At 60.8% G+C, this 12,633-nt stretch carries 8 protein-coding genes; 2 read left to right on the top strand and 6 right to left on the bottom strand.

The window, feature by feature from the left end; translation table 11 throughout:
- Positions 1 to 6 precede the first annotated feature (6 nt).
- The 5 genes from EL199_RS07200 to EL199_RS07220 all read right to left on the bottom strand — a co-directional run bounded on the left by EL199_RS07200 (position 7) and on the right by EL199_RS07220 (position 3,303).
- The gene (locus EL199_RS07200; RefSeq protein ID WP_004140115.1) at positions 7 to 624 is read right to left on the bottom strand and encodes an HI_0552 family protein; all 618 of its coding nucleotides are present in this window, start codon (positions 622 to 624) and stop codon (positions 7 to 9) included.
- Positions 621 to 1,319 carry a DUF4328 domain-containing protein gene (locus EL199_RS07205; protein ID WP_040354593.1) on the bottom strand — a complete coding sequence of 233 codons (699 nt, stop codon included), beginning with the start codon at positions 1,317 to 1,319 and terminating at the stop codon, positions 621 to 623. The genes EL199_RS07200 and EL199_RS07205 overlap by 4 nt, the downstream gene beginning before the upstream one ends.
- A gap of 153 nt (positions 1,320 to 1,472) precedes the next feature.
- Complete coding sequence (locus tag EL199_RS07210; RefSeq protein ID WP_004140125.1) at positions 1,473 to 1,955, bottom strand: FKBP-type peptidyl-prolyl cis-trans isomerase; 483 nt, start codon at positions 1,953 to 1,955, stop codon at positions 1,473 to 1,475.
- A gap of 28 nt (positions 1,956 to 1,983) precedes the next feature.
- Positions 1,984 to 2,511 carry a phosphatidylglycerophosphatase A family protein gene (locus tag EL199_RS07215; RefSeq protein WP_004140127.1) on the bottom strand — a complete coding sequence of 176 codons (528 nt, stop codon included), beginning with the start codon at positions 2,509 to 2,511 and terminating at the stop codon, positions 1,984 to 1,986.
- Positions 2,512 to 3,303 carry a cell division protein ZapD gene (locus EL199_RS07220; RefSeq protein ID WP_004140129.1) on the bottom strand — a complete coding sequence of 264 codons (792 nt, stop codon included), beginning with the start codon at positions 3,301 to 3,303 and terminating at the stop codon, positions 2,512 to 2,514.
- A gap of 256 nt (positions 3,304 to 3,559) precedes the next feature.
- On the opposite strand from EL199_RS07220, the gene tal reads away from it, so the two are divergent.
- The gene (gene tal / locus EL199_RS07225; protein WP_126316042.1) at positions 3,560 to 7,477 is read left to right on the top strand and encodes a transaldolase; all 3,918 of its coding nucleotides are present in this window, start codon (positions 3,560 to 3,562) and stop codon (positions 7,475 to 7,477) included.
- Between the two features lie 210 nt (positions 7,478 to 7,687).
- The gene (locus EL199_RS07230) at positions 7,688 to 11,410 is read left to right on the top strand and encodes a phosphoribosylformylglycinamidine synthase (protein WP_004140133.1); all 3,723 of its coding nucleotides are present in this window, start codon (positions 7,688 to 7,690) and stop codon (positions 11,408 to 11,410) included.
- Positions 11,411 to 11,445: 35 nt separating this feature from the next.
- On the opposite strand, the gene EL199_RS07235 is transcribed toward EL199_RS07230, so the two are convergent.
- Entirely contained in the window at positions 11,446 to 12,624 is a 1,179-nt protein-coding gene (locus EL199_RS07235) for a sugar transporter (RefSeq protein ID WP_004140134.1), read from the bottom strand.
- Positions 12,625 to 12,633 lie beyond the last annotated feature (9 nt).

Below are 12,633 nucleotides of genomic sequence, written 5' to 3' on the forward strand. Positions count from 1 at the left end.
GGGTCCTTAGGGATGGCAGGCTTCGTAAAGGGGTTGCAGTGCGCGGATGGTGTCGGCAATCCATGCGGCGCTATCGACGCTGCCGAGCTGGGCGCGCTCAAGGTGTTTGCCGATGCTGTAGTAGTCGGCGGCGTCGCGTAGTGGTAATTCGTCGCAGTCGGCAACGCGCGGGTAGTCGGCGTATTCGTCGTCGCTGCCGTGCCAGAGGTCGTAGTCGGCGTAGGTTTTGCGGTCAAGCGCTTGCGGCCAGCGGTTGTAGTGGTCGAGGGTGGTGAGGGAGATGCTCGCTTTGTAGCAATGCCAGTCGAGGCTGACGGTGAGGCGGCGACGGTTGAGCAGCACGGAGAGGATGGCAGCGCTCTCTTGCCACTCGTGGTATTTGAAGTAGGCGAAGAAGTGGGCGCGCACTTGCCAGCCGTTGCACCAGCGCTCGATATGCGGCGCGGCGAAGGGTTCGCCGAGCATGGCGGCGACGCGCAGGATGATGGCGCGCCAGTTTTCCCAGGCGGCTTTGTAGTCGGCCTTGATTTGCGGGATGGTTTCGGGCGCGTATTTTTTTAGCTGCGCGAATTGGAAGCAGGGGCGGTTAAAGAGGTCGCAACTGGCGGGGGTGAGGTAGGTCATGCGTGGGTTTGTTGGGCGTGGTACCCGGCTTGGGCGTCGCTGATGGTGCGGGTGATTTTGATGAGGGTGAGGGCTGAAATTATGAAAGGAATACAGCCTACACTAAAAATGATACAACCTGTAATGACATCTTCTATGTTTTCGGAATCTATAAAGCGGTCGGATGCTTTATCGAAAAAACTGGAACTGATAAAACAAAACCACCAAACCAGCAAAATACCGGTACGACGGTAGTTTTTGTTCTTTACCATGTTAAGGCTATGGCGCCAGAGTTCTGCCATGATTTGATAAGGCGCAATAAGATTGGCGAAAGGAATGAACCACCAGATAATCGTTGCTCTTGGGCTGAAGTTCAGATGCCGCTTGCCGAGAGCACGTATATTGGTATTTGCCCGATAGAGCCAAATAAATGTCAGGATAATGTTGGCAAGCAAGAATGTTAAAGCAATTAACAGCAGGATGAATGCTAAATTCTCTTTGTTATTCATGGCTTCCAGAAAATTGGCAAAAGTGCGGTACTTTTCCAAGGTTTTTTCCGGATCGATAGTAATTTGTTTAAGAAAATACGCAAAGAAAGAAAAGTATGCCATTATTATGGCGATAATGACTACGGAGATGTAAAGGGTATAGTGCAGCCATTGGGTTAGCAATTTAAGATGGCGATATTGGTAAGTCTTTTCGGGATGGTCGCTCATATCAGTGTTCTCCTTGGGAAATTTTGTATTTATAAACGGTGTGCCAAGGCGCACCCTATGGCTGGTTGGCATAATCGGTTTACATACACCTGAGCGCTCATCGTGTATGTATATTTTGCGGCGATTGAAAAAGGCAGCTTGCGCTGCCCGTGATTAGTGGTGGTGATGGTGTCCGTGCGGGCCGTGGACGTGTCCGTGTGCGATTTCTTCGGCGGTTGCCTCACGCACGCTCTGCACTTTTGCCTTGAAGCGGAGGGTGAGGCCGGCGAGCGGGTGGTTGCCGTTTAGGGTAACGTGGGTGTCGCCGATGTCGCTGATGTGGAAGAGCTGGATGTTGCCATTGGTGTCTTCGCCTTCCAGCACCATGCCGACTTCGATTTCCGGCGGCAGGATTTCACGCGGTTCTTGGCGGATGTATTCGTCCTGGATTTCGCCGAAATGGTCATTGGGCGTGAGGGTGAGTTCAACCTGGTCGCCGACGTCTTTGCCGTCCAACGCCGCTTCGACTTTCGGGAAGGTTCCGCCGTAGCCACCGTGCAGGTAGGTAAGCGGTTCGCCGTCGTGGACGATGGCGTTGCCCTGATCGTCATAGAGTTCGTAGGTGACTTCAACGACGCTGTTTTTGCTGATTTTCATGGGTTTTCCTTGGTTTGTGGGCGGCGGATTATAGCACGGCGGCTGCAAGCCACAGGGCTGCGAGCGCGTACCCTGCGGCGAGGACGTCATCAAGCATGATGCCAAGTCCGCCGGGGGTGTGGCGGTCGATTTGCCGGATGGGCGGCGGTTTTGTGATGTCAAAGAGGCGGAAAAGAAGGAAGGCGGCGAGGTAGCATAGAAGCGTTCCCCAACGTGTCCACAATGCGGGCGGCAGGTAGGCAAGCACCAGCCAGACGCCGAGGAATTCGTCCCAGACGATTTCGCCGAAGTCATGCACGCCGAGGTCGCGCGCGGTTTTGTCGCAGACCCAGCAGCCGAGGGCAAAGGCGGCAAGGAGGAATATGGCGGTAATGGCTGGGTTGATGAGCAGGCAGGAGAGCGGCCAGTAGAGCAGGGTGGCGGCGAGTGTTCCCCAGGTGCCGGGGGCGGGGTGGATGAGGCCGCTGCCGAGGCCGAAGGCGAGGAAATGTATTGGTTTTTTGCGCAGACTGGCGAAGGTGTGCGGCCGGAAGTTCGCCGGGTTTTTGTCGTTCATTTAGAGGACGCAGGTTTGCAGGGAGAATTGCACCGGGGTTTCGACTTGTTTGGCGCGCTGCTCCGGGTTTTCCTGGGTCATGAAGCGCACCGAGAAGCGGTGTTTGTCGCCGCTGATGCGCGGGAAAACACGCTGTTCGTTGTCGAGGTGGATGCGAATCATCTGGTTGCGACAGTTGCTGTCCAGCGTTTTTAGGAAGATGCCGTCGTCGGTGTATTCGTTGGTGATTTCTGCGCCAGCGCGTACCAGGCGCAGCACGAGCGTGACCGCGCGCGCAATCGGCACGAACATTTCATAGCATTGTTGTAAAAAAGGAATTTCGTGATTTTCGTTTTGCAGCAGCCAGTATTGGTAGGCGGGGACTTCAAAGAGGCAGTTGCCGCTTTGGTTGAAGTTGCGCTGGCGCAGGCTGGTGAACAGCTCATTTTCGCGCAAGGCACTGATGGGGTTGAAGTTCAGAGCGTAGGCTTCTTGCAGCGACATATCTATATGTTCCAGCGTCGCCACCCGGTCTTCCAGCGTCCAGCCAAGGGCGAAGTGTTCGCGGTCAATGCCGGTTTTATAGCCCTGTAATTCCTTGATAATTTCCGAGCGAATTTCGTAGCGGTGCAGAAAATCCAGTACGTCAAACAGTGCATCAAGGAACAGCTGGATGGAATAGTATTCGTCCGCCTGGTGAAAGTTTTTCATCTGGAAAAACATCGACTCCAGCCGCATAAAGAGACGGATGCGCTCATTGAGAGGCTGCTCGTAAGTGCTTAATTGACATTGGGTTTGCGGGCTGATGGACATGGTGTGGAACGCTCTCGCTGCGAGGTGGGCGCTTATCGTGGCACAAGGGCGCGCGCTTGTCCATCGCGTTGCGTGGGAGGCCGCGAATTTGGTATAGTTTCCCGCCGGTTTACGGCCACGGAGGCCGTCCGGCCCAAAGATTTCTCAAAACGGTAACCAATAAAATCCGACAGGAGCGGGATGCTCGAACGGATCATCTTTTTTACAAATTTATCAGTCGTATGCGCGAAGGATGCGACTGCGGAGATTCTCGACTATGAAACGTATGCTTATAAACGCGACCCAGCAGGAAGAACTGCGGGTGGCGCTGGTTGATGGCCAGCAACTCTACGACCTTGATATTGAAACCCTTTATTCTGCCCAGAAAAAAGCCAATATTTACAAAGGCAAGATTACCCGGATTGAACCCTCGCTGGAAGCGGCCTTTGTCGATTACGGCGCGCAGCGGCACGGCTTCCTGCCGTTCAAGGAAATCGGCAAGGAATATCTGACCGGCTCCACGACCGCGCATGAAGGCCAACTGGCGTTCAAAGACATGATTGAAGTCGGGCAGGAAGTACTGGTTCAGATTGACAAAGAAGAGCGCGGCAACAAAGGCGCGGCGCTGACTACTTATATCAGTCTCGCCGGACGTTTCCTTGTACTGATGCCAAACAACCCGCGCGCCGGAGGCGTATCGCGCCGCATCCAGGGTGATGACCGCAAAGAGCTGCGCGAAACGCTCGATATGCTTGATGTTCCTGAAAACATGGGGATTATCGTGCGTACTGCGGGCGTTGGCCGGGCGCAGGAAGAACTACAATGGGACTTGGATTTCCTCCTGCAACTGTGGGAGGCAATTTCCGAAGAATACCGCAAGGCGCAGCCACAACGCCTGATTTATCAAGAAAGTAACATCATCGTCCGCGCCCTGCGCGACTACCTGCGCCCGGACATCGGCCAGATACTCATTGACGACGAGCGCGTCTATCAGCAAGCCAGCGATTTCATGACGCTGGTGATGCCGAACAACCTCAATAAACTCAAGCTGTATCAGGATAATATCCCGCTCTTTACCCGCTACCAGATTGAGGGGCAAATAGAATCCGCCTACCAGCGCAACGTGCAGCTGCCTTCCGGCGGCGAGCTGGTGATTGACTACACCGAAGCGCTGGTTTCCATTGACATCAACTCCTCCAAGGCGACCAAAGGCGGTGATATCGAAGAAACCGCCTACCAGACCAACCTTGAAGCGGCGGACGAAATCGCGCGACAAATGCGCCTGCGCGACTTGGGCGGGCTGATTGTCATTGATTTCATTGATATGAGCGTCAGCCGCAACCGCAAAGACGTGGAAAACCGCCTCTATGAAGCGACGAAAATTGACCGCGCGCGCGTGCAAATCGGCCGTATCTCCCGCTTTGGTCTGCTCGAACTCTCGCGCCAGCGCCTGCGCCCGTCGATGGACGAATCCAGCCACCGCGTCTGCCCGCGTTGCAAAGGGCAGGGCTCCATTCGCGGCATTCAGTCGATGGCGCTCTCACTCTTGCGTTTGATTGAAGAAGAAGCGATGAAAGAGCGCACCCGCCGCATCACCGGTGAGCTGCCGGTGAGCATCGCCACTTACCTCCTCAACGAAAAACGTGCGGTCATCCGCCAGATTGAGCAGCGCAACAAAGTGGAAGTCGTGCTGGTGCCGAATGCCGACCTGCACACGCCGGACTACTACATCGAGCGCTTGCGCGATGACGAGCTGGACGAAGACACCGCACCGACACCGAGCTACCGCCTGCGTACCCGCCACGAAAGCCACGAAGAAAGCGACGTTGTGGCCAAGCCGGGCGAAGCCGTCACCGAACAGGCGGCTGTACAGGGCGTCGTGCCGCGCGCCCCTGCGCCGCAAGTCGCGCCGACCGTACAAAAAAGCGGACTGGCGGCGCTGTTCTCCAAAGTCGTTGCCCTGTTCAAAGAAAACCGCGACCCGGCGAGTGCCGTTGAAGAAACGGCGAAAACCACCGCTGGCGACAAACGCCGCGAACGTACCGCCCCGGCGCGTAACCGCCGCGAGCGCAACGAACGGCAAGAACCGGTGCAGCCACCGCGTAAAACCGCCGAAGCCAAAGCCGAAAGCGTGCAAGAGCCGCGTCAGGCACCGCGCAACAACGAAAACGGCAATGGCAAAAACCAGCGCCAGGAAGAAGCGGCGCGCCGTTACGAAGAAGCGCTGCAACAAGACATCGTGCGTGAAGAAGCCCCTGCCGCTACGCCGCGCCGCGAAAAAGCGAGCCGCAGCGCCTTGCCGAAGGACGACGTCAATCCCACCCTTGAAGCGCTGCTCAATCCGCCGGAAGAAATCAACGGTCGCAGCGTGCGCAAAGGCCGTCCGCGCGACGTTCACGCCGTACGCGGCCAGGGCAAGGCGGACTACGTACCGCAAGAGCGCCCGCTAGCTCCGGCAGAAGACGAGCTGACCGCTCCCGGACTGGTCGAAGAACTGCGCGACGATGCGCCGGAAGCCGCAGAGACTGCGCCCGCACCGAAAAAAGCACCGTCCTTTGCCAAAATCAAACCGCTGCCGCCGTCTGATGCCGAAGCGCCCGGACTGGTTTCCCTGCTGGACCAGCCCGCCGATGCCGCGCCCGCCCCGGCACTGCTGCCCACCGGCAAACTGCGCGAAGACGCCCACTACCCGCTGGAAATGCCGGCCACACAAGCCATCAACCCGTTGCGCCAACTGGCAGCACTCGGGCAGAGCGTTTGGTACGACAACATCCAGCGGAGCATGCTCACCAGCGGCGAACTGGCGAACCTCATCGCGGATGACGACCTGCGCGGCATTACCTCCAACCCGGCCATCTTCCAAAAAGCCTTTGCTAGCGACGCCTACGACGCCGCGCTGCGCAGCTGGCTCGACGAAAACCCGAACGGCAGCGCCCGCGACGCCTTCTACAGCCTCGCCATTGACGACATCCGCCAAGCCTGCGACCTCCTCCTGCCGGTGTACGAACAAACCGGCGGCACCGACGGCATGGTATCGCTCGAAGTCTCGCCCGACCTCGCGCATGACAGCGGCAAAACCGTTGCCGAGGCGCTGGAACTTTACCGTCGCGTCGGTCGCGAAAACGTCATGATCAAAATCCCGGCGACACTGGCGGGCATCAAAGCCATCCGCGAACTCACCGTAGAAGGCGTGAACGTCAATGCGACCCTGCTCTTCTCGCCGGAGCGCTACCGCCAGACACTGGAAGCCTACATTGACGGCCTGAAAGCGCGCGTCGCCGCCGGACAATCCATAGATCTGCTGCGCTCGGTAGCGAGCTTCTTCGTCAGCCGCGTGGATAGCAAAATCGACGCACAACTCACTGACGAACACGCCGCGTTGCGTGGTCGCGCCGCCATCGCCAACGCACAGGCCGCCTACAGCTACTACCTGGAGCGCATCAGCCACGACGACTGGGCAGACCTTGCCAAAAAAGGCGCGGCCGTACAGCGCCTCTTGTGGGCGAGCACCGGTACCAAAAACCCGGCCTACTCCGACGTGCGCTACGTCGAACTGCTGATTGGCCGCGACACCGTCAACACCATTCCGCCCGCGACCTACGCCGCCTTCAAGGCGCACGGTCGCGCCGAAGAAACCCTGCTGCGCAACATTGACCAGGCGCCGCAACTGCTGCAACAAATCACTGATGCGGGCATCGACTGGGCGCAACTGTTCGTCGAGCTTGAAGCCGAAGGCATCGCCGGCTTTGAACAAGCCTTTGCCGAACTGCTGGCGACACTGACCGCCAAAATCAAAACCTTGCGGCAAGCGGCAGACGACGCGCCCCAAGCGGACGCCGAAACCGTCATACAGGCGGCAGAAGGCGAGGGGGCAGAAGCCGAAACAGCGGCTGAAGAAGCACCTGCGGACGAAGCTGAAGGCGAGGGCGAACAGCCCGCGGCTGTAGCGGAAACAGACGCTGCGCCTGAGGACGCCCAGAGCGAAGCGGCGCCACAAGCAGAAACAAATGCCGCAGGCGAAACGGCTGCCACGGCCACCGCTGAAGAACCTGCAGCAGAAGCAGAAAACGCGGACGCGGATGAAACCGCCGAAACCGCAGCCGGAGCGGACGAACACCCCGCAGACGAACCTGCCGCTGCGCCCGAACACGGCGACAACGCAGACGAAAACAGCGAAGACAAGCGCGGCGACTAAACGCCGATACCCGAACGATAACAGGGGCGGCAACGTCCCTGTTGTCGTTTGGGTATGGCATGCCAATGGCGTCCGCTACATGGGCCGAATGGAATGGCAAACAGCCTTTGGCTGAATCCCGTAAAAACGGCTATTCCCCGCCGTGATACGCGGTAGCGCGCCTGCGTCCATGCTAAAATCCGCGTCATCCTTACTTCACCCGGAACCGCCATGCACCAGCGCCTCTACATCGAAAAACGCCCTGAATTTGCCGACGATTACGCCCTCACTGAGCGGCTAAAAACCCGCCTTGACCTCACCGGATTGCAGCGGGTGCGACGCCTTGCCGTTTACGACTTGTACGACTGCCCGGAGGCGCTGCTTGCTGCCGCCATCAGTCGCGTCTTCAGCGATCCGGTCAGCGACGAAGTGCGCGACGCCCTGCCCAAGGCGGATTTCACCCTCGTCATTGAGCCGCTGCCGGGGCAGTTTGACCAGCGCGCCGACTCCGCCATGCAATGTCTGCGCCTGCTCGATGACGCCTTCGCGCCGACCGTGGTTACCAGCGCGCAGGCGTGGCTGTTTGAAGGCACGCTGGACGAGGCGGCACGCGCCAAGCTGCGTCAGCATCTCATCAACCCCATCGACAGCCGCGAAAAAAACCTTGCCGAAACGGCGCTGCCGCCGCATCACCCCGCCGCTCCCGTGCCGCGTTACGACGGCTTTACCGCGCTTGATGCCGACGGTCTTGCCGCCTGGCACGCCGCACAAGGCCTTGCCATGACCCTTGCCGACCTGCAACTGGTGCAAAAATACTTCCGCGCAGAGCAACGCGAGCCGAGCGAGACGGAAATCCGCGTGCTCGATACCTACTGGTCGGACCACTGCCGCCATACCACCTTCGCCACCGCCCTGCACGACATCGCATTCCCGCAGACGGACTTCGGCGCGGCACTCGCCGCCGATTTCGCCGACTATGAAGCGCAGCGGCAGGCCGTTTACGGTGCGCGCGCCGCCGCCCGCCCCTACACCCTGATGGATTTGGCCACCATCGACGCCAAATACCAGCGCGCCCAGGGCAATCTGCAAGACGTGGAAATCTCGGCCGAAGTAAACGCCTGCTCCGTTTACATCGACGTCGATGAAGATGGCAAAACCCGCCCGTGGCTGCTGCAATTCAAAAACGAAACGCACAACCACCCGACTGAAATCGAACCCTACGGCGGCGCCGCGACCTGCATCGGCGGCGCCATCCGCGACCCGCTCTCCGGCCGTGCCTACGTTTACCAGGCGCTGCGCATCTCCGGCAGCGCCGACCCGCGCGAACCCTACGCCGCTACCCTGCCCGGCAAACTGCCGCAGGCGGTCATAGCCGAAGGCGCGGCGGCGGGCGCATCCTCCTACGGCAACCAAATCGGCCTCGCTACCGGACAAATCGTTGAGTACTACCACGAAGGCTTCAAGGCAAAACACATGGAAGTCGGCGCCGTTGTCGCGGCCGTGCCGGCGGAGAACGTGCGCCGCGAAGAACCGGCGGCGGGTGACCTCGTCCTGCTGATTGGCGGCGCAACCGGACGCGACGGCTGCGGCGGGGCGACCGGCTCCTCACGCGCGCAACACGGCGGCTCGCTGCAAGAATCCGCCGCCGAAGTACAAAAAGGCAACCCGCCGGAAGAACGCAAACTGCAACGCCTGTTCAGAAACCCCGAATTCTCGCGCCGCATCAAGCGCTGCAACGACTTCGGCGCGGGCGGCGTTGCCGTGGCTATCGGCGAACTGGCGGATGGTCTAGACATCAACCTCGACGCCGTGCCGGTCAAATACCAAGGCCTCTCCGGCACCGAACTCGCCATCAGCGAATCACAAGAGCGCATGGCTATCGTCATCGCCGCCGAAGACCATGCCGCGATGCAGGCACTTGCCGCGGCAGAAAACCTCACCGCCAGCCATGTGGCGACCGTCACCGCTGACGCGACACTCACCATGCACTGGCAGGGCGACACCATCGTCCGCCTGAAACGCGACTTCCTCGACAGCAACGGCGCGGCGAATGCGCAGCACGGCGTGCGCATTGCCGAGCCGGACGACAGCGCCAGCCCGCTCGCCGTTACCAGCGAAAAAAACTGGGTGGACGCCCTCAAAGCACAACTCGCCACCCTCGCCCATGCCGACCAAAAAGGCCTCGGCGACCGCTTCGATCACAGCGTCGGCGCCGCCTGCGTCCTCATCCCCTACGGCGGCCGCTACCAGCGCACCCCGGTTGAGGCCAGCGTGTACCAACTGCCGACCGAAGGCAGAACCCACACCGCCTCCATCCTCGCGCACGGCTACAACCCCGCCGTCAGCGCCTGGTCGCCCTACCACGGCGGCCTGCTCGCGGTGGTGGACGCCACCGCCCGCCTCGTCGCCTGCGGCGGCAACGCCGAAACCGCGCACTACTCCCTGCAAGAATACTACCGCCGCATGGGCGCAGAAGCGGACAACTGGGGACAGCCCTACGCCGCGCTGCTTGGCGCGCATCACGCCCTTGCCGCCCTCGGCCGCGCGGCGATTGGCGGCAAAGACAGCATGAGCGGCAGCTACCACAACCTGCACGTGCCGCCGACCTTGATTGCCTTCGCCGTCGCCGCGGTGGACGTGCGCCGCGTCATCAGCCCCGAATACAAAGACAAAGGCCACCAACTCTACTGGCTGCGCTGCCCGCAAGATGCGCTCGGCCGCCCCGACCTCAAAGCATTTGCCGCCAACAACCGCTTCCTATTTGAGGCCATCGGCGAAGGCAACGTCAAAAGCATCCGCGCCGTGCGCCACGGCGGCATCCTGCAAGCCCTCTACGAAAGCGCGATTGGCAACGGCATCGGCGTCCACATCGACCAACTCGAAGACGGCTTTGCCCCCGAATACGGCGGCTACCTCATCAGCAGCGACGGCGGCCTCGGCATCACCGACAACCTGCAACACCTCGGCTTCACCACCGACAGCGGCAAACTCGAAATCAACGGCCAAAGCGCCGCCATCAAAGACCTCTACGCCATCGCCAGCGCCACACTCGCCAGCGTGTACCCGCTCTACGAAAGCGTAGGCGAAGCCACGCGCGTCCCGCTCGCCACCGCCAAAGACGCACAACGCCGCCCGCGTGCCGTGAGCGGCATCGCCACCCCGCGCATCTGCCTACCCGTATTCCCCGGCACCAACAGCGAACTCGACACCGCCCGCGCCTTCCGCAAAAACGGTGGCGACGTCATCGAAACCGTCATCTGCAACCAAAACCGCGACGCGCTCGACGCCAGCCTGCAAGCCTTTGCCGACCACCTCGCCAACAGCCAAATCCTCGTCCTCGCCGGCGGCTTCAGCGCAGGCGACGAACCGGACGGCTCCGGCAAATACATGGCAAACGTGCTCGCCAACCCGCGCATCGCCGACGCCATCGCCGCCCTCTTGGAACGCGACGGCCTCATCCTCGGCATCTGCAACGGCTTCCAGGCGCTCATCAAAAGCGGCCTCCTGCCGGGCGGCAAAATCGCCGCACCGGTGCCGGGCGACGCCACCCTCACCCACAACCGCATCGGCCGCCACATCGCGCGCATCGCCACCACCGTCGTTGCCAACAACCATAGCCCGTGGCTTGCCGACTTCCAAATCGGCGAGGCGCACAGCGTCAATTTCTCGCACGGCGAAGGCCGCTTCACCGCCGCCGATGCCGTGCTGAAAACGCTCATCAAAAACGGACAAATCGCCTTCCAATACGCCGCCCCCGGCGACCTCGCGCCGAGCATGAGCCCGAAACACAACCCGAACGGCTCACTCTACGCGGTGGAAGGCATCACCAGCCCCTGCGGCCGCATCCTCGGCAAAATGGGACACAGCGAGCGTCACCAGCACCACGGCCAGCAAAACTACCCCGACTTCCGCGCGCAGAACCTCTTTGCAGCGGGCATCAAAGCCTTCAAATAAAAACAAAAACCGCCGCAAGGCGGTTTTTTTATCCCCTACGCCTTCCGCCAGCGCCATTGCGTCCAAGCAAACAGCGCCGTGCCGAACGCGCCGAGCGCGGCGCCGCTGAAGCCAATCCAGGCAAGATCGGCATATTGCATCACCTGCTGGCCGATGAGCGCGCCGCCGCCAATGCCGATGTTGTAAATGCCGGAAAAAATAGCGGTGGCGACGTCGGTCGCATCCGGCGCAAAATGCAGCACGCGCACCATCAGGCAGAGACTGATACCGGAGATGCCGATGCCCCAAAAGAACACCAGCGCGTACAGCGCCGCAGGCATCGCGCCGAGCGGGCGCAGGAGGACGAGGGCGGCAAGCAGCAGCGCGATAGAAGCGCCAAGGAAAACCGTCGGCAGGCGGCTGTGGAAGCGGGCAAAAAGGACGCTTGCCACCATGCCGGAGAGACCGAAAACGAGCAACAGCGCGGTGGTCGCGCCTTCGCCCAGCGCGCTGAAATGGCGGGCGAACGGCTCGATGTAGCTGTAGGCGGTGAAATGCGCGGCGATGATGATGGCGGTAAAAGCGTAGAGGCTAAGCAAGCGCGGGCGGCGCGCCAGCAGCGGCAGACTGCGCAGCGAGCCGGCATTACGGCTGGGCAGACGCGGCAGGAGCGCGTAAACGGCGCACATCACCGCGGCGGCAATCAGCGCAATCAGCGCAAAAGTCGCGCGCCAGCCGAGCGCTTGCCCGATGAGCCGCCCCAGCGGCAGACCGAGAACCGCTGCCATCGCGCTGCCCATGGCAATCCAGCCGATGGCCTGTTGTCCCTTGCCGGGTGGGGCAAGCCGCATCGCCAGCGCCGAAGTAATCGCCCAAAAAACAGCGTGCGCCAGCGCCACACCGGCGCGCGCAGCCAGCAGCAGGGCGAAATTCCAGGCGACGGCAGTCGCGATATGGCTCATGACAAAGAGCGCAAAGAGGGCGAGCAGCAGGCCGCGCCGTTCGCGCCGCGCGACGAGCAGCATTCCCGGCAGCGAGGCAAGCGCGACAATCCAGGCGTACACCGTCATCATCACCCCGGCCTCGGCGGCGCTCATCGAGAAACCGGCGCCAATGTCGGAAAGCAGCGCGATGGGGATGAATTCGGTGGTGTTGAAGACGAAGGCGGCGACGGCGAGCGTCAGCACGCGCAGCCAGGCGAGGCGGTGGGCGGTGGTTTGCAGGGCGGTAGTCATGGCGAATAA

It is taken from the genome of Cardiobacterium hominis (assembly GCF_900637305.1).
Taxonomy (GTDB): domain Bacteria; phylum Pseudomonadota; class Gammaproteobacteria; order Cardiobacteriales; family Cardiobacteriaceae; genus Cardiobacterium; species Cardiobacterium hominis.

Coding starts and splice junctions, on each gene's coding strand:
- EL199_RS07200 (WP_004140115.1), bottom strand. CDS start 624: ATGACCTACCTCACCCCCGCCAGTTGCGACCTCTTTAACCGCCCCTGC.
- EL199_RS07210 (WP_004140125.1), bottom strand. CDS start 1,955: ATGAAAATCAGCAAAAACAGCGTCGTTGAAGTCACCTACGAACTCTAT.
- EL199_RS07215 (WP_004140127.1), bottom strand. CDS start 2,511: ATGAACGACAAAAACCCGGCGAACTTCCGGCCGCACACCTTCGCCAGT.
- EL199_RS07205 (WP_040354593.1), bottom strand. CDS start 1,319: ATGAGCGACCATCCCGAAAAGACTTACCAATATCGCCATCTTAAATTG.
- EL199_RS07230 (WP_004140133.1), top strand. CDS start 7,688: ATGCACCAGCGCCTCTACATCGAAAAACGCCCTGAATTTGCCGACGAT.
- EL199_RS07235 (WP_004140134.1), bottom strand. CDS start 12,624: ATGACTACCGCCCTGCAAACCACCGCCCACCGCCTCGCCTGGCTGCGC.
- tal (WP_126316042.1), top strand. CDS start 3,560: ATGAAACGTATGCTTATAAACGCGACCCAGCAGGAAGAACTGCGGGTG.
- EL199_RS07220 (WP_004140129.1), bottom strand. CDS start 3,303: ATGTCCATCAGCCCGCAAACCCAATGTCAATTAAGCACTTACGAGCAG.